Origin of the sequence: Psychrobacter sp. 4Bb (assembly GCF_002836735.1) — a bacterium.
GTDB lineage: Bacteria > Pseudomonadota > Gammaproteobacteria > Pseudomonadales > Moraxellaceae > Psychrobacter.
Genome location: NZ_PJAS01000060.1, coordinates 116620 through 140150, shown reverse-complemented (window position 1 = coordinate 140150; position 23531 = coordinate 116620). Strand labels below are relative to the sequence as shown.

The window sequence follows — 23531 nt, the reverse complement described above, 5'->3', positions numbered from 1 at the left end:
AAAGCCAATCATAAATTGATTGGCTTTTTTGCATCTTAACATTTTAGCTATTCATTTTTTAACTACTAACCTGTCAACTAATAATCTTTCAATTAATAACCTTCTAGCTTGGTGTAGGTATTATTTTTTCAGCTGCGACAAAATAGCCACTTCACGAATATAACTCGCTAAATCTGCTTTAGATTCTGCCAGCAACTCATCGTCTTGCATATGTTTGGCATATTCTATCCACAACAGCAACTGATACATACTGTGGTGCTCAGAAGCTTTATATTGCTTCACAAACTGCTTGAGCGTACCTTCATCATTGATATTTAGACGCTCGTACCAGCTCTCTATTTTTGAGACTTGTTCTTTAGGAAAAAACGCATCAAATAACGCCTTTATCAGCTCATGGCGATTCTCTTCAATCATCAGCTTGCCAACACGTTTGGTCTGACGATTGCGGGCATTGGCGCTGGTAATATCAGCCAATGCCATTAGCTCTGCCATAAAATAATCACTGGCAGGTAAAGCTTTTAGCTGTTTTTTCGATAAGCTAGCAAGCGGTATCGATAACTGCTGCAAGCGCTCATGGGCTTTTTTGAGCTCTGTGCGCGAGACGCGCATATCCTGTTCTTTCCAGTCGATCATAAAAGCTTTCCAAAATAATAATTAATAAATTAAATAGTGTCTGATATCACTACCAGCGACTTTTTTCGCGGTGTTTTGCCAATACCTTCACACCTTTAGGCATGGCATCAGTAAGGCGGCGTTGTAGATGATCAGTGATAAAAACAGAGCGATGTTTGCCGCCCGTACAGCCTATGGCAACCGTGACCGTATGACGATTATTATGCAAAAACTCTGGTAGCCAACGGGTCAAAAACTTATCAATATCACCCATCATTTCTGCTACTTCTGGATAATCTGAAAAGAATGCGCCTACTTCGGTATCCAGACCTGTCGAGTCACGTAACTCAGGGTTCCAATGCGGATTCGGTAAAATTCTAACATCGAATACAAAGTCAGCATCAATAGGGCTACCGTATTTAAAACCAAAGGACAGTAGATTGATGACAATCTGATTGTCCATGCCTATGTGTTCACGCAGGCTGTCTTTTAACTGATGAATATTTAGGCTACTGGTATCAATCCTAATATCAGCATGACTAGCAATTGGCTCTAATAGCTCAACTTCTTTTTTGATAGCAGCAGGTAAATTAAAGGCTATATGCTTAGCGTTATCACTATCGATATCTTGTGACATTAGAGGATGTACGCGTCGCGTCGCATTGAAACGAGCTACCAGCGTACTCTCTTGTGCAGTCACATATAAAATCTGTACCGCATGAGACCCATAAGTCTCCTTGAGAGAAGCATATGTCACTGCAAAGTTAGATAAATCAGCACGTGGCGTTCGAATATCGACACCCAGCGCAATACGATGAATGCCGCTTTCATTGACCAGTTTATGAGCAGCATTAGGTAACAAAGACAGCGGCAGATTATCAATAGAGTAATAGCCTAGATCTTCTAAGATATTCAATACTGAGGTTTTACCAGATCCTGAACGCCCTGAGACCACCAATATACTGAGCTTATTCGTAGACGTCTGATCCGCTATCGTTGCTGCTGCATTACTATTTTGATCCTGACTTACACCCATGATCTACTCATCCAAGTCTATTTTATCTAGTCTACTGCTATGTCATAAAAGCTAATTTACCACTACCAACTGATTGTCTAACAAACGCGCTTTTCCTAGCCATGCTGCGACTAAAATAACGATGTTTTTGTTTTCTATATTAAAGGTTTTAGAGTCACTTACGATAGAACCTAACTCCTCAGTCTTTATTTCCAGATAATCAATAATAAAACCTGCGTCACTAATACGTGTCCGCGTCTCTACTAATAGTTGGTCATATGCTTGTTGACTAAGAGCCCTACTTTTCAAACTCTGCGCTAAGTCTTGCAATGCTTGATATAATACAGGGGCAACTTGTCGTTCAATTGCACTTAAGTATTGATTGCGCGATGATAGCGCTAAGCCATCATCAGCACGAATAATAGGCGCACCAATGATATTAATAGGATAACTCAAGTCACGTACCAATTGCTTAATGATAGCAAGCTGCTGATAGTCTTTTTGTCCAAATACTGCCACATCTGGTTGTACGATATTGAATAATTTAGCGACCACAATACCAACACCATCAAAGTGTCCAGGACGTGATTGACCACATAACTGATTGGCAATAGCCCCAGCTAATACAGCAGTAGGTGGTGGTAATACTGGATACATCGCATCAATGCTAGGTGCAAACACGTAATCTGCATCAACTGTCGCAAGCTTAGCCACATCGGCATCTAATGTACGCGGATAGCTGTCAAAATCTTCCCCAACGCCAAACTGAGTGGGGTTAACGAAAATACTGACCACCACTACATCTGCATGCTGCTTGGCAATTTTTACTAGCTCAAGATGACCGTCATGCAGATTACCCATCGTTGGTACTAGCGCAATGCGCTGCTGACGGTCTTGTTTGTCACATTGCTGGCCACGATAAGGCTGAAGCGCTTCACGTAATGACGAGATATCATGATAAATAATTGGAGACATGATTACTTTTCTTCTATTCAAACGTTCTGTTGTTCAATAGCTTAAATAACTTTGATAACTTCAAAATCAGCTAAATTGGTGCTGCTCAGTCGGGAAGCTACCTTCGCGTACTGACTGCTGATAGAGCGCAAAAGCACCTTCGATACTGTGAGCGCTATTACGCTCATCTGTTAAAAAATCATGGATAAAACGTGGGACTCGGCCATGCGCCATACCTAGCATATCGTGCATAACCAATACCTGACCATCAGTATCGGCTCCAGCACCAATACCGATAACTGGCACGGCAACGGCTTCAGTAACGGCTTTTGCAAGCGCGCCTGGAACACATTCTAGTACTAGTAATGCAGCACCAGCATCGACGACTGCTTTGGCATCAGCAAGCAGTTTATCAGCCGCTTCATCACCGCGACCTTGAATTTTATAGCCACCAAACACGTTGACTGATTGCGGAGTCAAACCAAGATGCACACAAGTTGGTGTACCTGCTTGCGCCAAGGTCGTTACCAATTCACACAGCTCGCTACCACCTTCGATTTTTACGACATGCGCCCCTGCTTGCATTAGTGTGCGGCTATTAGCGACGGCTTCTGGCAGTGTCACATAACTCATAAACGGCAGGTCAGCCAATATCAGCGCGTGTTTGTTACTACGGGCAATATTGGCGGTGTGATAAGCCATATCATTGACTGTCACAGGTAGTGTCGAGTCATGGCCTTGTACAACCATGCCCAAGCTATCCCCAATTAAAATCGTATCAATTTCGGCTTTTTCCATCATTCGTGCAAACATCGAGTCATAACAGGTCAAGCAAGTGAACTTGGTACCTTCTTTTTTAAACTTATTTAGAGTAGATAATGTTGTCATATGACCCTCAATTAATCTGCAATGCCTTTGATTATCAATATTGCTACTATTCTAGCTGTGATCGAGAGGTCTCAGACCAATCTCCCAATCATCTATCACTTAGCATCATTTACTTATAATCAATCGCTTGATAGTAATGTTAAACCTGTCCAATCGCGACTTTGTGAATAGTCACCTATCAACTTACCTGCGATGGTTAAGTGTGGTGACATCTCTCGCAGTGGTATTAAGACAAAATTGCGCTCACTTAAACCAGCGTGCGGTATTGTCAGTGTTGGATCGGTAATCTGTATCTCACCGTATAGCAAAATATCAACATCTAGACTACGTTCGCCCCAACGGCGCAAACGTGCCCGCTTAGCCATGCTTTCTAAATGCTGACAAAAAGCAAGCAGCTCATAAGGGGCAAACGTTGTCTCAAAACCAGCTACTGCATTAACAAAATCTGGCTGATCTTGCGGACCCATCGGTGCTGAAGCGTAAAAAGAAGAGACACTTACTTTACGTACCTGCTCATGTGCTCGCATTACTGCAAGCGCCTGCTGCAAATGATCAGCAGGCGAACCCAGCTCATTAGCGAGGTTGCTACCCAAACCCACATAACAGGTAACCCAGTTACTATTATCTGTACTGTTATCCATATTATGCGCTTTCAGTACTAGGCTGACGGCGGCGGCGCTTCGATGGTACAGGGCCTTTACTATCAGTTACTTTCACAGCAGGCATCTGATCATTCGTATCTTGCTTCGCTTTAGCAGCCTTTGCAGTAGTTGCTTTCACCGATTTTTTGGCTCTCGCAGGTGCAGCAGTTTTTGTCGCGTCTTTGCTACCTACTGCCTTGCTAGCTACTTCCTTTACACTTTTAGTATCGCTTTTAGCAGTTGATTCAACTGCAGGTTTAGGCGCTTTTTTCGCATACTTCGCTGCTGGCTGTGCTTTGCCTTTACTATCCCTCGCATCGCTATTGCCTTGTACCTCGGTATTGCTCGTATTATCTACAGTAGGTTGACGACGGCGACGCTTATGCGGGATCGGCTCGTTATTCATACTAACTAACGCAGGTGATCTTGCGATCGAGCGAGCTGGTCTAGCCTGACTAGCTGACGCTTGAGCTTCTGGCTTATTAGTATTAGACGGCTGAACATTATTTGAGCATTCAGACTTAACCGCTTGCTTTAATGCATCTTGATTGGTTGATGCTGGCTTTCGTACAGGTGCTTTACTACGCTTCGACGTATCATCAGCTGACAGCTGCTTCTGCAATGGTGGCACTACGTTCTCGTGCTCGATAACAAATAATGGCTTAGGCTTTGCCTGTTGACTTGCTGATTGTTTGTTATTAGCAAGAGACAACTGCTGTAGCTGAGCAAGCTCATTATTGTCTTGCTCTACTTGCTGCACGTTATGTCTACCACTGTCAGTGCAACCAGCTTTAGATTGACTTGCAGCGCGGCGGCGGCGAGCTGGAATATTTGACGAATCATTTACCATTGATTGCTCATTTCTACCTTTTTCAGCACGGTCATCGGCTTTATTTTGCTTTGTACTGTTCTGATTGGGTGCTGCATTATCAGTAGTCTGTGTTTTTGATTCTTGACGATTACGTCCGCGACCACGTTGCCCTTTTTTATAAGCACCTCGGCGAATATTTTCGTCAAACTCATCAATCGCTTGCTGCTGCTCTTGTTCAGACAAGGTTTGATACGTCTGCCACCAGTCACCCATATCGTTGGTTGACTCTGATAGCGGATGCTCTGCATCGCCACATTGCTCACGCAATAACAAAAAGTCAAAGCCCGCACGGAAACGCGGATGCTCTGATAGCTGAACGATTTGTTTGCTACGCGGGGCTGCAAGTTTCGGCTGCAATATCCAGATATCACGGATAAATTGCTCAGCAAATTTCGGAATAGCGGTTTTGATACGCTGACGGTCAATGACTTTACCAGCCGCATGCATTTGCGCTTCGGCAAACGGCATATTACGCTTCTTGGCTTTTGCCAATTGATGCAGGTAATTTTCCCACAGTAAGGCAGCATAGAAGAACGCAGGGTTGATACTCTTGCCCGCTGCAATACGCTTATCGGTATTGATAGCTACCTGATTGACTAAAGCACTTGGCTCAGACGGTGGATAGATAATGAGACTATCAATCGCACCTGATTCAAACAATAATGGCAACAGGGGTACTAGATAGCCACCAGTAAACATCTTTTGCGTTTCATCATAGAGACGATGCGGTGATATTTGCTCAAGCAGCGCCCAGTTCCCGTCATTGAACTGCTCGGACAACGCTTCATCAAATTCAAAACCTAACTTGGCTTTGAAACGTAAGGCACGGAGCAAGCGCACAGGATCTTCTTCGATACGTACTGGCGCATTGCCCAATAGACGAATGATTCTGTTATCAATATCATCAAGCGCGCCGCAGAAATCATGAACGATGCCTTTGAGCGGTTGATAATAAAGCGCATTGATAGAGAAATCGCGACGGGAGAAATCTTGTTGAATATCGCCCCAAACATTGTCGCGCAGAATCATACCGTCTTGATTGGTATTAGCATCACTGGTTGGTGGACCACGGAAAGTAGCAACTTCAATCAACTCGCGACCTGAATACACATGTGCTAACTGGAAGCGGCGACCGATAATGCGGCAGCGCTTACCAAAGACATCTTTAATCTCATGCGGCTTGGCATCAGTGACGGCATCAAAGTCTTTCGGGCGCAGACCTAGTAAAGTATCGCGCACACCACCACCGACGATATACGCATCAAACCCAGCACGGGTCAATGTGGCAATCACTTCAGTAATGGAATTGGGTAATTCAGATTTGTTCAGTTCTAACTGCTTGGCGGCACGCTCGGCCATGCATCTACTCCTCGCCGGTATTCTTTAACTACCCCTGAATAACACAGCGTTTATCAGGCGGATGTACCCGCTAGTTTAACAAATTTTGGACCTACTGGGGGTGTTATGACATTTACTTACATGCTATTTTGTCAATATTGGGGTTAATTAGTGCAAAACACCGCCATTAATCACGCACACTTAAACGTCTTTGGTTTTTCTCGACTGTTTTTGCACCGATACCTTTCACTTTTGCTAACTCATCCACTGTCTTAAAATCACCAAACATATCACGATATAAAATTATCGCCTGCGCTTTACTGCTACCGATACCATCTAACGAAACAAGTTCACCTTCATTGGCTCGATTGATATTGATAACTTTCTGCTCACGCGCTTGTGTAACAGCTTTTTCTTTTGCGATTAAATACTCATAAGCACGCTGAGGGTCGTCAAAACAAGGATCTGCATTGGCGTTATTGAGTGCGACCACAGACAATAGGAGACTAAAAGCGGTGGTCGTCAGTAAGCTGGTAAATGAAAATTTACGATGAGCGTTCATGTCGTTTCGCCGCTTCCCACAGTGCATCCATTTCTGTTATATCGCTGTCTTCAATACGCTTGCCAGAGAGTTCTAGCTGCTCCTCAATATAACCAAAGCGAGATTTAAACTTGTGCACGCAGGTTAAGGTAGCCGCTTCTGCATCAAGGTTTAATTTGCGTGCAACATTTACGAGTGCAAACATACAGTCGCCTAATTCTTTTTCGACCTCTCTGATGTTAGCTTTGACCTCAGCTGTAGACTTATCTGTTAGCTCATGTTTTAGCTCAGCAATCTCTTCGTCTAACTTGTCTACAGCACCTGCAATACCTTCCCAATCAAAACCTAACTTTGACGCTTGCTTTTGTACATCCTGCGCCTGCATCAATGCGCTACCCGCTTTGACTTGATCTAAGCGACGCTTTGATTTACCACGTGCTTCGCGTGCCTGCTGCTCCTCGAGCTTAATTTCGTCCCAGCGTACTTTTACTGCCGCATCGTCTTTGAGCGTTTCGGCTTCAAACACATGTGGATGACGGCGAATCAGTTTTTTTTGCAAAGTACTGATAACATCACTCATATCAAAGCGCCCTTGCTCCGCATACATCTGACAGTGGAAGATGACTTGCAGCAGCACATCACCAAGCTCACCTTTGATGTCTTCATCATCGTCGCTTTGTACCGCTTCACCTAGCTCATAAGCCTCTTCGATGGCATACGGAATAAGGCTATGGTTGGTTTGCTTTTTGTCCCACGGACAGTCTGTTCTTAGTCGTGCCATCAACGCTAACAAATCATCAAGCTGGCCAGTGGCGTCTGGCGTTCCTTGTACAGGCTTAGGCACGGTAATTTTATTGTCTGAGATACTCATAAGGGCGGCTCTTATCGTTTTATATGTTGTTTGATGATTCGTCTAATAGTTAGTGTATCATTGAACACAGCTTGGCTTATAATTGTGCTACTAACCTCTTCATTTTACCACTGCTCATGCGCGAGGAACTTTATCATTATGTCCACTTCTGCGACCACCAGCTATCAACCAGCTGCGACATTCGACCCTATTACTATCAGCTCATTTAAAGCCTATGACATTCGGGGTGAGCTTGGGGTCAATCTCGATGAAGAGATTTCCTACCGTATCGGGCGCGCGTTCGCACAGATTTTGTATCAGCGTTATCAGGCAGCAGCTCAAACCCAAGCCGATGATATAGCAACTCTAAAACCTGCTATCGTTATCGGTAGTGATATTCGCCACTCTAGTGAGCAATTAAAACAAGCCGCTATCAAAGGCATCGTTGATGCTGGCGTTGATGTGATTGATTTGGGCATGAGTGGTACCGAAGAAGTATATTTTGCCACCAGTCACTATCAGGCGTTAGGTGGTATCGAAGTGACTGCCAGTCATAACCCTATCAATTATAATGGCCTAAAACTGGTTAAAGAACATTCAAAACCAATCAGCGCTGATGATGGGTTGGCAGAGATTCAAGCACTGGCAGAATCTGGGCAGTTCACTACGGATAATCAATCAGGCAAATTGCAGTTATTGACGGATAAAAGCGCGTACATCGATCATGTTATGACTTTTATTGATACTGATAAACTAAAACCACTCAAACTGGTCGTTAATTCAGGCAATGGTAGTGCAGGTCCTGTGGTCGATTTATTAATTGATAAGTTAGCACAAGCAGAAGCACCGATTGAAGTGATTAAATTGCATCATACACCAGATGGTAGCTTCCCTAACGGCATCCCTAATCCAATGATTGAAGCCAATAGAGTGGCTACCCAGCAAGCCGTTTTGGAAAATAACGCGGATCTTGGCATTGCCTTTGATGGTGACTTTGATCGCTGCTTCCTATTCGATGAACGTGGTGAATTTATCGATGGTAGCTATATCGTCGGTATGCTCGCTCAAGCTTTTTTAAACAAATACCCGAATGAATCAATCGTCTATGACCCACGAGTAATTTATAATACCGAAGCAGTGATAGAGGAACATAATGGTAGGGCTGTCATTAGTAAATCTGGACACTCATTTATCAAGCAAGTCATGCGGGACTCAGGTGCTGTATATGGCGGTGAAATGTCTGCCCATCACTATTTCCGCGACTTCTTCTATTGCGATAGTGGCATGATTCCATGGTTATTGACCATTGAGCTGTTGTCTAACACTGGTAAAACACTGTCTGAATTGGTCACAGGCTATATTGCCGCCTATCCCAGCTCAGGTGAGCTAAACTTTCGTCTTACAACCTATGACGCACCAACAATTATTAGCGCAATTGAAGATAAATTCAGCAACGAGCAACCAGTTAAATCGACACTTGATGGTTTAAGTCTGAATTTTGGCGAATGGCGCTTCAATCTGCGAGCATCGAATACCGAGCCGCTTATCAGATTGAATATCGAAAGTCGCGGTGAGCAACTGTTACTGGCTGCTAAAACTCAAAAAATTCAGCAATGGCTAGCAACGCAAGGTGCCGTACCAGCATAAAGTCATTAGCCCAGTAAAAATAATTCTGATTGTCAGTCGAAAAGGCTCGCTAATGAGTATTAGCGAGCCTTTTTTCTATACACAGAAAACCTTAAATCAAACTATTTAGTTCGACCAATACCCATATAGTCACCTACTAAGCTATTAATTTGTGAGCGTGTCAGGGCATTTTGCGCATCAAATACGGGCATGGCTTGTTGATTAATTTTGCCAATATCTAATTGATCTCGCGGTGACCAACTAACGATAAAAACAGCATGAGTATCGCAAAGCTGTTGATAAGGACTAGCAATCAGCTCAAGCAAAGGTTGTTGCTGATAAAGCTCGGCAAGTTCATGCTGTGCCTTATCGCTATAAACCAGTGTGCGAATATTATAAGACCACAGTAATGCTAACAACGGATGGATAGCTGAACCAGCGGTACGTCCTGAGCCTGACTTATAACTACCGCCCCAAATCATCACAGTTTTATTGTCAATGAACCCATCAAAATACTGCCAAAACTTACGGAATATCAGCTCTTTTTGATCTTCGTTAATATGTACATTAGATTGCAATAAAGGCATATCCAAACTGTGTGTACGGCTTGATTGTTGCAATTTAGCCAGCTCGGTGGGCAAAGTATTACCACCGAATCCCCACCCTGCTTTTAAATAACTGCTGCCTACCCGCTCATCCAATCCCATAATACGACTGACTTGACTGATATCAACATTTTGACTATCAGCCAAACGTGACATCTCATTCATAAAGCTCACTCTAGTCGCTAGCATCGCCATGATACTACTGCGAGCAAACTCTATCGTTGCGATATCAGCATGATGGGTAGCGCGTGCATGCTGCATTAAAGGCTTCAACACATTCAAGTGCTGGCTACTACTTGCTGTCTTTTCACCTAGTAGCCATAACGAAGGATTCAACATCGAGCTATAAGCATCACCATCCTGTAAGAATACAAATGGCACATAATAGACCCAAGCACGCTGTAAACGCTGAGCCAAACCAGCTACATGTCCTAATTGCTCAATGCCACTCATAATCACAGGGATTGCTTGCTGATAGCTGTGATTAAAAGCAGTAATCCAATTATCTTCTTTCCACACAAGCTTAATACTATCTAAGAACAACCAATAAAGCGTCACCGTATTTTGAGCATCAGTTTCATTATGACCAGCTGCTTCATAGCCTCTTATTAGCATATCGGCACTAGTTGGTAATTTCTTACTAATAATGACCTGCTGCTGCTCATACATTTGCCATAGGGCTTGCAGATGATGCTCAAAACCATACTGCTGTATCTGCTGCGTTAGTAGCGTCTTGTCTGCGTAGAGATGCACACGCTGACCGAGACTTGCTAGCACCACTGCACTGGTAATTACCTCTATGCTGTGACCAATAAGCACACAAACTGTGGAATCAGTTAATTGGTTTGGTTCAGATTCATTATTGTATTTATTCATATGGCTACCATCTAAAACCGTTTCCATGAGCGTGCTTTCCTATATTATTGACACACCACTATCGCTAGGACAGCTGTTTGATACGCTTTAGTAATTGGTCAGTAGATGTATCGAATAGACCTTGAGAATCTTGCTGGATATGCTGCATAGCATGGTGTACGGAGTCTGCCATTTGCTTACCCATCTCGACGCCCCATTGATCAAACGGATTGATATCCCAGATACTGGCCATGACATAGACCTTATGCTCGTAAAGCGCTATCAATGCGCCTAAGCTATGCGGCATCAGCTCATCAATCAGTAATGTGGTTGACGGTTGGTTACCACGGTAGTACTTATACTTGTCTGCTTCGGACACTGTCTGTGGATCGACCAGATCTATTACAGCAGCATTACCAAATGCCAATACTCGACTTTGCGCCAAGCAGTTGGCTAAAGACAATTCGTGCTGTTGCTGCAATGAGGAGTTTGGCGCCTCATCACCGTAGCGACGTATGCAAGCGATAAAGTCACAGGAGACCTGCTGCGTGCCTTGATGTAGCAGCTGATAGAATGCATGTTGCGCATTTGAGCCAATTTCACCCCATAGAATCGGACACGTATCATAGTCAATACGATCCCCATTCCGAGTAACTGACTTGCCATTACTCTCCATCTCTAGCTGGGTAAGATAACTCGGCAAATAGCCTAGCCTACCGTCATAAGGCAATACGGTATGCGCATTTACTTTTAAAAAAGTACTGTTCCAAACAGCTAGCAAGCCTAACAGTACGGGTAAATTGTCGGCAAAGTCAGCTTGTGCAAAATGCTCATCCATACTATGAGCACCGCTTAATAAAGCTTTAAAGCCATTCATACCAATACGAATAGCAATGGCAAGGCCTATCGCCGACCATAAAGAAAAGCGCCCGCCGACCCATTCCCAAAGCTGCAACTGATGCTCAGGATGAATTCCCCAAGCACTCATTTTTTCACTATTGGCTGAAATGCCGATAAAGTGTCGACGCAATACACTATCTTCTGTGCCTGCACGGAGTTTTGCCGTCGCAAGTAGCCAAGATAATGCTGTCTTAGCATTTGATAAAGTATCAACCGTACCAAAGGATTTGGAAGAGATAATAAATAGTGTGGTTTCAGGATTTAAATGCTTGAGCAAATTATCAAGCTGCGTACCGTCCATATTGGAGACAAAATGCACCTCAATACTGGTATCTGCCCATTCATCAAGCGCTGTAGTTGCCATCAGCGGTCCTAAATCAGAGCCGCCAACCCCAATATTGACAACATCTGTAATTGCCTTGCCAGAAAACCCGCGCCACGTGCCATTGCGCACGCGCTCTGATAAGCGTGCTACTTGTGACAAACTATGATGTACATCAGCGACAATATTTTTTCCATCAACTTGTAATGTCGCTGTCGCTGGCAATCGTAATGCTGTGTGCAAGGCAGCACGCTGCTCGCTGGTATTTACCATCGCCCCTTGTAGTAACGAATCAATACGAGCATCTAGCTCACAACTATCAGCCAAACTCAGTAAGTTAGACAATACTGTCTGATCGATACGCTGCTTACTAAAGTCCATATACAGCGCACCAGCCTGCACGCTAAAATGCTTGGCACGCTTATCATCTTGTGCAAATAGCTGTGCAAGTGACCATGGATGCTTTGCAAGCGCTTGTAGTTGCTGCCAGTATTTAGAATGTCGAGCACTACTATATGTTTTGTCGCCCTTTATTTCTTTCATCAGTTACTCATCATCTGCTAGTTGCTGCTCAGCAAAATAGATGAATGCCTGCATATACGAACGCATATCGCCTGCATCGTAGCTATTGCCGCGCATAGTTGTGACATGGGCACCATATTCACTAATGAGCGCATCAATCGCATCTGTCAGCTGAATCTCACCACCGACAGATGCTTTAGTATTGGCTAAGTAATCAAAGATATGGTTACTAAATACATAGCGCCCTACCACAGCCAGATTTGAAGGAGCATCAGCTAAATTGGGCTTTTCTACAAAACCAGCCACTTTAAAGCTAGCATTAATATTTATTTCTTCATCAATCTCATTAGTATTGCTGAGTTTTTCATCTAGTTGAGCGATACCATACTTATGTACGTCTTCATCCGCTACTTGATCAACCAATATCTGTGAATGACCATCTGTAGCAAAGGCATCCAGCATAAAGGCCAAATTATCAGCAGACATATCAGTGGTAAATGGATCAAGCACGACATCAGGCAGTAATACGGCAAAGTCATGCTCACCAATGATTGGCCTAGCAGCAAGTACTGCATGTCCCAAACCTAACGCTTTACCTTGGCGTATCATCGATACCGTTACGTCTTCTGGCAACCAGTTTAAGCTATCAGCCAACTCATCTTTGCCTTTATGACGTAATTGATTATCCAATTCAGCATTGATATCAAAGTAGTTTTCTATCGCGCTCTTTTGCGCATGACCGACCAAGACAATATGCTTGATACCCGCAGCGATAGCCTCTTCAACCACGTAGTGAATAGCAGGGCGACTGCCTAGCGGTAACAACTCTTTTGGCACAGATTTTGACAATGGCAGCATACGTGTGCCGAAGCCTGCGACAGGAATAACGGCGTGAGTGATTTTTTTCATAGTGTGTTAGCTATATTAAGAAGGTGGGTAAGGATGAGTCAATCATAACGCATTATTAGGCAGCTGTAACGCCATACGACTTAAGAGACATCGTAGCCATTCGGGTTCATGCTCTGCCAACGCCATGTATCTTGACACATATTAGTAATCGATAATTCAGCTTGCCACCCTAACAACGTTTTCGCTTTATCGGCACTGGCATAACAACTCGCGATATCACCTGCTCGACGATCTGTAAACTGATAAGCAATAACCTTTCCAGATACATCAGAAAATGCAGATACCAATTCCAAGACAGAAGTACCTTTACCAGTTCCTAAGTTAATAGGTAAAAAGCCTATTGAGTATTGTTGTGTCGTACCACTTTCGTTTGGTCTGGTTTGTTTATCTAGATAATTTAATGCAGCCACATGACCTTGAGCCAAATCAGTAACATGAATAAAGTCACGGACACCTGTTCCATCGACAGTAGGATAGTCATTACCAAAGATACTGAGCTTTTCAAGTTTGCCGACGGCTACTTGAGAAATATAAGGCATCAAGTTGTTAGGAATGTCATTAGGGTCTTCGCCAATCTGTCCTGATGGATGCGCGCCTACTGGATTAAAGTATCTAAGAGCAATCAGGTTCCAGCTGCCATCAGACACAGCTAAGTCTTCTAATATGTATTCGACAGCAAGCTTACTTTGTCCATAAGGATTGGTACAAGAACGCTTTGAGCTCTCATCGATAGGTAAGGATTCAGGATCACCATAGACAGTGGCAGACGATGAAAAAACTAAATTCTTCACATTATATTCTGCCATAACTTCTAATAAGGTTATGGTGCCGCTGACATTGTTATTATAATACAGCAATGGCTTTGCTACTGACTCCCCAACTGCTTTTAACCCAGCAAAGTGAATCACACCAAAAAATTCATGCGAAGCAAAGACCTCTCTGAGTAACTCAGGATCTCGTATATCCCCTTCTATAAAATCAACTGTCTGTCCAATAAGCATAGAGACGCGATTGATCGCTTCACGGCTACTATTAGATAAATTATCATAGACTACAACATGATAGCCTGCTTCATGCAATGCTATGCAAGTATGGGAACCGATATATCCAGCACCGCCAGTAACTAATATTTTATTTTTCATAAAATTTTCAGGCAAAAAAAGACACCCCATTGTAGGGGTGTCTTAGCAGTAATTCAATAGAGTTTTAGTAGTTAGTAGACTAATGCCTATTTTACCAACCAGTAACTTCTTTTAGCTTATCACCAAGTTTAGATGGGTCACGCGTGTACGCGATACCAGCATCTTCAAACGCTTTGAATTTCTCTTCAGCAGTACCTTGACCACCAGAGATAATCGCGCCTGCATGACCCATACGCTTGCCTTCTGGAGCGGTAACACCAGCAATATAACCAACCACTGGCTTAGTCACATGGTCTTTGATATAAGCAGCGGCTTCTTCTTCAGCAGTACCACCGATCTCACCAATTAGAATGATCGCTTCAGTTTGTGGATCTTCTTGGAACAGTTTCAACGCATCAATTTGGTTCATACCAGGGATAGGATCGCCACCGATACCGATACAAGTTGACTGACCAAAACCAAGCTTAGTAGTCTGAGCTACGGCTTCATAAGTCAACGTACCAGAGCGTGAGATGATACCTACTTTACCTGGCTGATGGATATGGCCTGGCATGATACCGATTTTGCACTGACCTGGAGTAATAACGCCTGGGCAGTTAGGACCAACCAAACGTACGTCGCCAGCTTCTTCAAGATAGCGTTTTGCTTTTAGCATATCGATAGTCGGTACGCCTTCAGTGATCACAACGATCAACTTAACGCCAGCATCGATTGCTTCAACGATAGAGTCTAGTACAAATGGTGCTGGTACGTAGATAACAGAAGCGTCAGCTTGAGTCGCTTCCATGGCTTCCGCCATGGTGTTGAATACTGGTAGGCCTAGGTGCGTTTGACCGCCTTTACCTGGCGTTACACCACCAACTACTTTTGTACCGTATTCAATGGCTTGTTCAGAATGGAACGTACCATTTTTACCAGTAAAACCTTGTACCAATACTTTGGTATCTTTATCGATTAATACACTCATTATATTTTCCTTGTATTCGGTTGTCTTGTAACAGTGGTCTTTATAACTATTATTATCAAATTTTGATAACCAATCTTTGCTATAAAACCACTACTACGATTTGACTACTATGCTTAAGCATTTATCTCTAAACACTTATATTTAAAGACTTACGCTTTAACAGCATCGACAATTTTTTGAGCCGCGTCAGATAAACCTTGAGCTGAAATCAATTTCAGACCAGACTCTTCTAGGATTTGTGCGCCTAGCTCAGCGTTGTTACCTTCTAAACGAACAACAACTGGTACTTGTACGTCAACTTCTTTGATAGCAGCGATAATAGCTTCTGCAATCATGTCACAACGTACGATACCGCCGAAGATGTTGATTAGAACGCCTTCAACACTGCTGTCTTCTAGGATGATTTTGAACGCTTCAACAACGCGATCTTTAGTTGCACCGCCGCCAACGTCCAAGAAGTTAGCAGGCTTGCCGCCATACAATTTGATGATGTCCATGGTCGCCATTGCAAGACCAGCACCGTTAACCATACAACCGATGTTACCTTCTAGAGCAACATAGTTTAGGTCAAATTCAGCAGCTTTAAGCTCACGCTCATTTTCTTGAGTCTTGTCTTGTAGCGCTGCGATTTTTGGCAAACGATATAGTGCGTTTGAGTCGATACCGATTTTGCCATCAACACAAACGATTTCGCCATTTTCACGAACAGCTAATGGGTTGATTTCCATTAGAGCAAAGTCGTTTTCAACGAATGCCTTATAAGCGCCAGTCATCAATTTAACGAATTGATTGATTTGCTTGCCTTCTAGACCAAGTTTGAACGCAACGTCGCGCGCTTGGAAAGGCATTAAACCAACTAAAGGATCAACATTTACTTTGAAGATTTTTTCTGGAGTGCTGTGTGCTACTTCTTCGATATCTACACCACCTTCGGTAGATGCCATGAAAGTTACACGACGAGTTGCACGATCAACGACTGCGCCAAGATATAGCTCAGTTTGTACTGGATACATATCTTCTGCAACCAATACGAAGTTTACTGGCTGGCCATCAGCATCAGTTTGGAACGTTACTAGGTTAGTACCGATCAGCTCTTCAGCAACTTGCTTAGCTTCTTCACGAGTTTTAACTAGCTTTACACCACCAGCTTTACCGCGACCACCAGCATGTACTTGCGCTTTAATTACCGCAATATCCGTTGGGGTTTTATCAAAAGCTGCAGCAGCTTCTTCGCCGTTATGAGCGATGATGCCTTCTTGAATTGGCAAACCGTAGCTTTTTAATAGCTCTTTTGCTTGATACTCATGTAAATTCATTGATTGTATCCTTTATTTTTTACAATTAATAAAAAGTGAAATCAAGTGCGCACATATACATATTAATCATACGTCTGACGCACTCATGATTGCGGCATCACCAAAATAGCGATACCCCAATCAGGTTGTAAATCGATAATAACTAAACGAGCAACTACTTATTTCTTACGCTTTTTGCGTTGGATAGCGTGAATAGCACGGCCATCTGCAGATAGAGCAGCTTCATGCACTGCTTCTGAAATAGTTGGATGAGCAAATGTCATCAACTGCAAGTCTTCGATACTAGAAACAAACTCCATCGCGATCATACCTTGATGGACGATATCACCAGCACCAGCAGAGATCGCATGCATACCTAATAGACGATCTGTTTTCGCATCAGCAACTACTTTTACAGAACCTTGCGCTTCACTTTGCGCTAATGCACGACCGTTAGCAGCTAAGTTGAAAGAACCTGTTTTAACTTCATAGCCAGCTTCTTCAGCTTCTTGCTCAGTCAAACCTACCCATGCGATTTCTGGGTGAGTATAAATGACATTGATGATAGTGTCATAGTTAACTTGAGGTTTTTCGCCATGAATACGCTCAACAGCCATCATGCCTTCTTCCATAGCTTTATGCGCAAGCATAGGACCACGGACCAAATCACCGATAGCATAAACGCCATCAAGGTTGGTTTTACACTGGTCATTGACATCGATAAGGCCACGTTCAGTCAACGTGATGCCACTATCATCGCCAAGCAGTTTTTCAGAATAAGCGCGACGACCAACACAAACGATTAGCTTATCAAAGCTCTCCTCGCTCGACTCACCTTTGCTTTCGCTAGTGACGACAACTTGGTCACCTTGAACTTCAGCATTGGTTACTTTGGTATCGACACGGATATCAAGACCTTGCTTCTTCAGCATTTTGCCAGCTTCTTTTGAGATGTCTTTGTCAGCAGCAGCTAAGAAACTAGGAAGTGCTTCATATACGACTACTTCTGCACCTAGACGACGCCATACTGAACCAAGCTCAAGACCGATAACACCAGCACCAATAACGCCTAGACGCTTAGGTACTTCAGTGAAATCAAGTGCGCCAGTTGAATCAACAATACGGTCACCGTCAGTTTTGGCAACAGGAATTTCGATAGGCACAGAACCTGCCGCAAGAATAACATTCTTAGCAGTGATCGTCGTTTCGCTTTCGTCTTCTAGAGCAGTAAATTTGACTTTTTTGTCAGTGCCCGTACCATCAACTAAAGTACCCCAGCCTTGTAGCCAGTCAACACCATTGCCTTTTAGCAACGCTGCAACACCGCCAGTCAACTGCTTAACAATGCCTTCTTTACGCTCTATCATTTTTTCGATATTGATAGCAACGTCACCAGTACTGATACCGTGCTCGTCAAGGTCATGCTTAGTAGCTTCGTAACGATGTGAGCTGTCAAGTAGGGCTTTTGATGGGATACAACCAACGTTTAAGCAAGTACCGCCAAGTGCTGGCTCGCCTTTATAAACACGCTTTTCGATACAAGCAACACTCATACCGAGCTGGCCTGCACGAATAGCTGCTTCGTAACCACCAGGACCGCCGCCGATGACGACTAAATCATAATTGTCTTTCATAGTACGTTCCTATTTTTAATTGTATGTGTCATTTAAACTGGTTGTTATCTCGCTGATAGATCAGCGTTATCTACACTGAACAGTTAATACACTATATCAATGAGATAGACTCACTTATCAATAGCAAATCACCATTATTAAATTCATTTAAATACAGTTATCAGCGCATCAAGCGATCGCTGATTCATAAAAATCATTATCTATACCAAAGTTAAAAAGCTTGTATCAGCGGTTGCCAATACAAGCTTGAAAGCTTACAGGTCTAGTAGTAGCATTGCAGGGTCTTCGACCAACTCTTTGATAGTTACCAAGAACTGTACGGCTTCTTTACCATCGATCATACGATGGTCATAAGATAATGCTAAGTACATCATTGGTAAGATTTCAACTTTGCCATCGACAGCCATTGGGCGGTCATTGATAGCGTGCATACCTAGGATAGCAGTTTGTGGTGGGTTCAGAATAGGTGTTGACATCAATGAACCAAATACACCACCGTTAGAGATAGTGAACGTACCGCCAGTCATGTCTTCTAGACCAAGCTTACCTTGCTGTGCTTTACCGCCAAACTCACGGATTGTGCTTTCAACGTCAGCCATACTCATGCGATCAGTATCACGTAATACTGGAACAACCAAGCCACGATCTGAAGATACTGCTACACCGATATCATAGAAGCCATGATAAACAATATCATCACCATCTAGTGAAGCATTTACTGCTGGGAAGCGTTTTAGTGCTTCTGTCGCTGCTTTTACGAATAACGACATAAAGCCTAAACGCACGCCATGACGTTTTTCAAACTTCTCTTTGTACTTAGCGCGCATGTCCATCAAGGGCTTCATGTTCACTTCGTTAAACGTCGTCAACATCGCTGTATCTTGTGATGCTGATAATAGACGCTCAGCAACACGCTTACGAAGACGAGTCATTGGAACACGTTTTTCAGTACGCTCACCCATTGATTCAGCAACAGGACGACCACTGTCAGACTTGATGCTGCTGTCTGATTTCAATGTTGGGTTAGCCATATCAGTTTTGGTTACACGACCACCGCGGCCACTACCTTCAACTTCTTTAGGATCTACGCCTGACTCTTTTGCTGCTTTACGAACTGCTGGGCTTTGATCTTTATGATCAGCTTCGCCTTTCTTATCTGTTGCTTGAACAGGCTCGCCACCATCAGCAGCTTGCTTTGCTTGAACTGGCGCAGCTGGTTGGTCTGGATCTACTGCTGGTGCTTCTTCTGCGCTAGCACCAGCACTTGCACCGGCTTCAAACTGAGCGATAAGCTCATCAGACAATACAGTATCGTCAACTTGCTTTACGATTTTGGTCAATACACCATCATCAGGTGCCACAACTTCTAATACAACTTTATCAGTTTCAATTTCAGCCAATAGGTCATCACGATTAACTTGTTGACCTTCAGTGACGTGCCACTCAACGATTGTGCCATCGGCAACCGATTCTGGAAAAACGGGGGCTTTGATGTCAGCCATCGATATACTCCTTAGATTTGGATATTCATACTTATTATTAAGTCGTGATAGGCAGCCGGTAATCTTTTAATAACTTTGCTTATATTTTATTAAAAAACACTGACTGTCATCGCCTGATTCATTTATCTTCTATAATCTTTTGATTAGACAAGGTGTTACTGAGCTAATTCATCAACACTTATGCCAAGGCCACCAGCAATGAGTGCTTGCTGTTGTTGAGCGTGTAGTTTCGGTGATCCTGTTGCAGGGGCTGCACTAGGAGGACGCGCTACTGGCTCCATGACTTTTGCTTTGGTTGGATGCGGTACGACAATACGGAACATATGCGGTGCCAAATAGTACCAAGCGCCTTGGTTCAATGGCTCTTCTTGCGTCCATACAATTTCAGTTAGGTTGCTATACTTCTCGATTTCAGCGATTAAGCGAGTCTCTGGCAATGGATACAATTGCTCAATACGAACAATAGCCACATGATCAAGACCTAATGCACGGCGCTGCTCTAACAAATCATAATAAACCTTACCACCACACAGAACCATACGAGTCACTTTATCTGCGTTGTGATCGTCCATCTCTGGCAATACCGTCTCAAACTTACCATTAGCAAGCTCTTCTAGGTTAGAAGTCGCTAGCTTATGACGTAATAAGCTCTTTGGTGACATAACGATCAGTGGCTTACGAATAGGACGTACAGCCTGACGACGTAATGCATGATAAATTTGCGCAGGAGTCGTTGGGGTAATTACCTGCATATTGTCTTCAGCACATAGCTGTAAGAAACGCTCTAGACGTGCAGATGAATGCTCAGGACCTTGACCTTCAAAACCATGTGGTAACAACATTGTCAAACCACAAACACGCTGCCACTTGGTCTCACCACTTGAGATGAACTGGTCAATCACAACCTGAGCACCGTTAACGAAATCACCAAACTGTGCTTCCCAAACGATCAATGCGTTCGGTACTGTGGTCGCATAACCATATTCAAAGGCTAGTACCGCTTCTTCTGACAACAATGAGTTGTAAGTAGCAAAGCGTGCTTGATTTTCGCTCAAATGAGACAACGGTACATACATGCTGCCATCATTTACATTATATATTTCACTGTGACGATGTGAGAAAGTACCACGGCCAACATCTTCACCAGTAATACGTACTAATACACCATCGTTATCAACCAATGATGCATAAGCCAATGTCTCAGCTGCACCCCAGTTAAGAGGCTCTTCGCCAGTTTGCATCGCTAGACGCTGCTCAACGACTTTTTGAACCTGACGTTGTAATTTGTAGCCTTCTGGCATTTCGGCCATACGGCGTCCATAACCTTTGAGCTTTTCGATATCAACACTAGTATCCCAGTCATCAACCAAGTCATGACCTAGATAAGGTTTCCAATCTACGAACAACTGCTCGTTAGGCTCTTGAACCAATGAGCTAACAACATAATCACCACGGTCTAACGACTCACGATAATCATCTTCGTACTGCTTTTCTTCTTCGGCATTCAAGATACCTTCTGCGATAAGCTTCTGCGCATAAAGAGTACGAGTAGTTGGAAGCTTTTTGATCACAGCATACATCAATGGCTGAGTTGCAGATGGCTCATCTGCTTCGTTGTGGCCATTACGACGATAGCAGAACAAATCAATGATGATGTCTTTATCAAACTTATGGCGATAATCTAATGCTAACTGAGCGGCAAATACGACTGCTTCAGGATCATCACCGTTTACATGTAGGATAGGAGCATGAACCATTTTAGCGACATCAGTACAATATTCAGTTGAACGAACATCTTCTTGACGGCTAGTAGTAAAGCCAACTTGGTTGTTAATCACGATATGCACAGTACCGCCAGTGGTATAAGCACGGGTCTGTGACATTTGGAAAGTTTCTTGAACCACACCTTGACCAGCGAAAGCAGCATCACCATGAATCACGATAGGTAATACTGAATTACCACCAGTATTATCTAGTAATGGCTGATCGTTACGACGTACTTGACGGGCACGTACTGAACCTTGTAATACTGGCGCGACAATTTCCAGATGCGATGGGTTAAATGCTAAAGCCAAATGCGCTTCGCCACCTGGTGTCATCACATTAGATGAGAAACCATTGTGGTATTTAACATCACCTGAGCCTTTTTCTGGCTGTACTTTACCATCAAACTCATCAAACAAGTCTGCAGGGTTTTTACCCAAAATATTGACTAATAGGTTTAGACGGCCACGGTGAGCCATACCAATGACCATTTCTTTTGTGCCATATCCGCCAGCACGTTGAATGATTTCATTGATAGCAGGAATGAAGCTCTCGCCCCCTTCCAAACCAAAACGCTTAACACCCGTGTATTTACGAGCAAGGTATTTTTCTAGACCTTCAGCAGCGGTTAAGCGCTCAAGAATAGATAAACGTTTTTCTTTGTCGAATTTGATATAGCCTAGATTGGTTTCTAGGTATTCTTCCATCCAGCGTTTTTCGGTACTGGTGGTAACGTGCATATACTCGACACCGATGTGGCCACAGTAAACACGTTCCATGATTTCGATGATTTCGCGCAATGTCGCTTCATCTTTACCAATAACTAAATCATTGGTTGGGAATACGGTATCGAGATCAGCTTCTGACAAATTATGATAAGCAAGCGTCAAATCTTCTACTGCTGCACGTGGATGCAAATCTAAAGGATCAAGTTTGGCACGGCGATGACCGCGACGACGATATGCTGAGATTAGTTGCTGTACGCCCATCTGCTTAGGATCACAGTTAGCAGAGCTGCTAGAGTCGGTATCAGTACTGCTACTCTTATTTGCCGTTTGATTACGAGCAAGTAGCAAGAACTGATCTTTGATAGCGTTATGCTGAGCATCGTTCTGCGACTTATACTGTTCAAAGTACGTTTGCCAGTCAGTATCAACACTATCAGGGTCTGTTAGGTATTGCTCGTAGAGAGCTTCTATATAGTTGGCGTTATCGGCAGCCAGTTCAGTATGTACTTGGCCAGATTTTTCTTTGGTTATACTATTCATAATAATCGTCTATTTGATAGATAAATGAATGGAATCGTGCTTATTATTGTGTCAGTCGTTGTATGCTCAGGTAGTTAGACAATGTGTCATATCCTGTTAAATACTATTCGATAAAACACTTTTATCCCTAAGTATTGCCATCACCATAGAATATTGCTGTCATTGTCTACAAGAGCAAGTGATGCTAAATAGTGGTAACAAGTCTTATTGCAATACCCGTCTAAAAATAAAACTATTTGTGAACGCTCAGTTTTCTTATCTAGCTCGTTTCACAACATTAATTTATATATACTTCTTTGAGTCATAACCAATCCATTAATGATAAGCTATTAATAGACAATTATATTTTCAGCTAACCTATAAACTGGTTATTGATGCTGAATTACCCTAAATTTGCTGATAAATCCTGCCTTTTCAGACAGACATACATTGCTGTATAGATTATCATGCCCATTTTTTGCGACATAGTTTGTTTGTTCAATACTAGGTATTTATGTAATGAATATCTAT

18 protein-coding genes are annotated in these 23531 nt (G+C 43.2%); 1 reads left to right on the top strand and 17 read right to left on the bottom strand.

Annotated features, from left to right (window positions below):
* Nucleotides 1-120: 120 nt before the first annotated feature.
* The 8 genes from yjgA to mazG form a co-directional block, all read right to left on the bottom strand.
* Complete coding sequence (yjgA, locus tag CXF60_RS07300) at nucleotides 121-633, bottom strand: ribosome biogenesis factor YjgA (protein WP_057757930.1); 513 nt, start codon at nucleotides 631-633, stop codon at nucleotides 121-123.
* A gap of 49 nt (nucleotides 634-682) precedes the next feature.
* Nucleotides 683-1648 carry an RNase adapter RapZ gene (gene rapZ, locus CXF60_RS07295; RefSeq protein WP_102091398.1) on the bottom strand — a complete coding sequence of 322 codons (966 nt, stop codon included), beginning with the start codon at nucleotides 1646-1648 and terminating at the stop codon, nucleotides 683-685.
* Nucleotides 1649-1699: 51 nt separating this feature from the next.
* On the bottom strand, nucleotides 1700-2602 hold the full coding sequence (gene panC, locus CXF60_RS07290) for a pantoate--beta-alanine ligase (protein ID WP_102091397.1): 903 nt from the start codon (nucleotides 2600-2602) through the stop codon (nucleotides 1700-1702).
* Between the two features lie 66 nt (nucleotides 2603-2668).
* The gene (gene panB / locus CXF60_RS07285; RefSeq protein ID WP_102091396.1) at nucleotides 2669-3469 is read right to left on the bottom strand and encodes a 3-methyl-2-oxobutanoate hydroxymethyltransferase; all 801 of its coding nucleotides are present in this window, start codon (nucleotides 3467-3469) and stop codon (nucleotides 2669-2671) included.
* A 119-nt stretch (nucleotides 3470-3588) separates the two neighbouring features.
* Nucleotides 3589-4110, bottom strand: a complete 522-nt coding sequence (gene folK, locus CXF60_RS07280) for a 2-amino-4-hydroxy-6-hydroxymethyldihydropteridine diphosphokinase (RefSeq protein ID WP_102091395.1) — start codon at nucleotides 4108-4110, stop codon at nucleotides 3589-3591.
* A 1-nt stretch (nucleotide 4111) separates the two neighbouring features.
* Nucleotides 4112-6340, bottom strand: a complete 2229-nt coding sequence (pcnB, locus tag CXF60_RS07275) for a polynucleotide adenylyltransferase PcnB (RefSeq protein ID WP_102091394.1) — start codon at nucleotides 6338-6340, stop codon at nucleotides 4112-4114.
* A 166-nt stretch (nucleotides 6341-6506) separates the two neighbouring features.
* Nucleotides 6507-6881, bottom strand: a complete 375-nt coding sequence (locus tag CXF60_RS07270; protein WP_102091393.1) for a ComEA family DNA-binding protein — start codon at nucleotides 6879-6881, stop codon at nucleotides 6507-6509.
* Nucleotides 6865-7731, bottom strand: a complete 867-nt coding sequence (mazG, locus tag CXF60_RS07265) for a nucleoside triphosphate pyrophosphohydrolase (RefSeq protein WP_102091392.1) — start codon at nucleotides 7729-7731, stop codon at nucleotides 6865-6867. The genes CXF60_RS07270 and mazG overlap by 17 nt, the downstream gene beginning before the upstream one ends.
* A gap of 138 nt (nucleotides 7732-7869) precedes the next feature.
* Between mazG and CXF60_RS07260 the strand changes: the two genes are divergently transcribed.
* Nucleotides 7870-9357 carry a phosphohexomutase domain-containing protein gene (locus tag CXF60_RS07260; protein WP_102091391.1) on the top strand — a complete coding sequence of 496 codons (1488 nt, stop codon included), beginning with the start codon at nucleotides 7870-7872 and terminating at the stop codon, nucleotides 9355-9357.
* A 101-nt stretch (nucleotides 9358-9458) separates the two neighbouring features.
* Here CXF60_RS07260 and CXF60_RS07255 read toward each other — a convergent pair whose 3' ends face one another.
* The 9 genes from CXF60_RS07255 to CXF60_RS07215 all read right to left on the bottom strand — a co-directional run bounded on the left by CXF60_RS07255 (nucleotide 9459) and on the right by CXF60_RS07215 (nucleotide 23021).
* Entirely contained in the window at nucleotides 9459-10844 is a 1386-nt protein-coding gene (locus tag CXF60_RS07255) for a UDP-glucose/GDP-mannose dehydrogenase family protein (protein WP_228707063.1), read from the bottom strand.
* Between the two features lie 37 nt (nucleotides 10845-10881).
* Nucleotides 10882-12561: a glucose-6-phosphate isomerase gene (gene pgi / locus CXF60_RS07250; RefSeq protein WP_102091390.1), complete on the bottom strand. Its 1680-nt coding sequence runs from the start codon at nucleotides 12559-12561 to the stop codon at nucleotides 10882-10884.
* 3 nt (nucleotides 12562-12564) lie between these two features.
* Nucleotides 12565-13449: a UTP--glucose-1-phosphate uridylyltransferase gene (locus tag CXF60_RS07245; RefSeq protein WP_102091389.1), complete on the bottom strand. Its 885-nt coding sequence runs from the start codon at nucleotides 13447-13449 to the stop codon at nucleotides 12565-12567.
* A gap of 80 nt (nucleotides 13450-13529) precedes the next feature.
* Nucleotides 13530-14591, bottom strand: coding sequence for a UDP-glucose 4-epimerase GalE (galE, locus tag CXF60_RS07240; RefSeq protein WP_102091408.1), 1062 nt, complete (start codon nucleotides 14589-14591; stop codon nucleotides 13530-13532).
* Nucleotides 14592-14682: 91 nt separating this feature from the next.
* Nucleotides 14683-15558: a succinate--CoA ligase subunit alpha gene (gene sucD, locus CXF60_RS07235; protein ID WP_102078643.1), complete on the bottom strand. Its 876-nt coding sequence runs from the start codon at nucleotides 15556-15558 to the stop codon at nucleotides 14683-14685.
* Nucleotides 15559-15707: 149 nt separating this feature from the next.
* Nucleotides 15708-16874, bottom strand: coding sequence for an ADP-forming succinate--CoA ligase subunit beta (sucC, locus tag CXF60_RS07230; protein WP_057757869.1), 1167 nt, complete (start codon nucleotides 16872-16874; stop codon nucleotides 15708-15710).
* A 158-nt stretch (nucleotides 16875-17032) separates the two neighbouring features.
* Complete coding sequence (gene lpdA, locus CXF60_RS07225; protein WP_102091388.1) at nucleotides 17033-18487, bottom strand: dihydrolipoyl dehydrogenase; 1455 nt, start codon at nucleotides 18485-18487, stop codon at nucleotides 17033-17035.
* Between the two features lie 254 nt (nucleotides 18488-18741).
* Nucleotides 18742-19989, bottom strand: coding sequence for a 2-oxoglutarate dehydrogenase complex dihydrolipoyllysine-residue succinyltransferase (gene odhB, locus CXF60_RS07220; protein WP_101204629.1), 1248 nt, complete (start codon nucleotides 19987-19989; stop codon nucleotides 18742-18744).
* A 155-nt stretch (nucleotides 19990-20144) separates the two neighbouring features.
* Complete coding sequence (locus tag CXF60_RS07215; RefSeq protein WP_102091387.1) at nucleotides 20145-23021, bottom strand: 2-oxoglutarate dehydrogenase E1 component; 2877 nt, start codon at nucleotides 23019-23021, stop codon at nucleotides 20145-20147.
* Nucleotides 23022-23531: the final 510 nt, after the last annotated feature.

Coding starts and splice junctions, on each gene's coding strand:
- yjgA (WP_057757930.1), bottom strand. CDS start 633: ATGATCGACTGGAAAGAACAGGATATGCGCGTCTCGCGCACAGAGCTC.
- pcnB (WP_102091394.1), bottom strand. CDS start 6,340: ATGGCCGAGCGTGCCGCCAAGCAGTTAGAACTGAACAAATCTGAATTA.
- CXF60_RS07270 (WP_102091393.1), bottom strand. CDS start 6,881: ATGAACGCTCATCGTAAATTTTCATTTACCAGCTTACTGACGACCACC.
- CXF60_RS07245 (WP_102091389.1), bottom strand. CDS start 13,449: ATGAAAAAAATCACTCACGCCGTTATTCCTGTCGCAGGCTTCGGCACA.
- CXF60_RS07255 (WP_228707063.1), bottom strand. CDS start 10,844: ATGGAAACGGTTTTAGATGGTAGCCATATGAATAAATACAATAATGAA.
- galE (WP_102091408.1), bottom strand. CDS start 14,591: ATGAAAAATAAAATATTAGTTACTGGCGGTGCTGGATATATCGGTTCC.
- lpdA (WP_102091388.1), bottom strand. CDS start 18,487: ATGAAAGACAATTATGATTTAGTCGTCATCGGCGGCGGTCCTGGTGGT.
- rapZ (WP_102091398.1), bottom strand. CDS start 1,648: ATGGGTGTAAGTCAGGATCAAAATAGTAATGCAGCAGCAACGATAGCG.
- sucD (WP_102078643.1), bottom strand. CDS start 15,558: ATGAGTGTATTAATCGATAAAGATACCAAAGTATTGGTACAAGGTTTT.
- sucC (WP_057757869.1), bottom strand. CDS start 16,874: ATGAATTTACATGAGTATCAAGCAAAAGAGCTATTAAAAAGCTACGGT.
- odhB (WP_101204629.1), bottom strand. CDS start 19,989: ATGGCTGACATCAAAGCCCCCGTTTTTCCAGAATCGGTTGCCGATGGC.
- panB (WP_102091396.1), bottom strand. CDS start 3,469: ATGACAACATTATCTACTCTAAATAAGTTTAAAAAAGAAGGTACCAAG.
- mazG (WP_102091392.1), bottom strand. CDS start 7,731: ATGAGTATCTCAGACAATAAAATTACCGTGCCTAAGCCTGTACAAGGA.
- CXF60_RS07260 (WP_102091391.1), top strand. CDS start 7,870: ATGTCCACTTCTGCGACCACCAGCTATCAACCAGCTGCGACATTCGAC.
- pgi (WP_102091390.1), bottom strand. CDS start 12,561: ATGAAAGAAATAAAGGGCGACAAAACATATAGTAGTGCTCGACATTCT.
- CXF60_RS07215 (WP_102091387.1), bottom strand. CDS start 23,021: ATGAATAGTATAACCAAAGAAAAATCTGGCCAAGTACATACTGAACTG.
- folK (WP_102091395.1), bottom strand. CDS start 4,110: ATGGATAACAGTACAGATAATAGTAACTGGGTTACCTGTTATGTGGGT.
- panC (WP_102091397.1), bottom strand. CDS start 2,602: ATGTCTCCAATTATTTATCATGATATCTCGTCATTACGTGAAGCGCTT.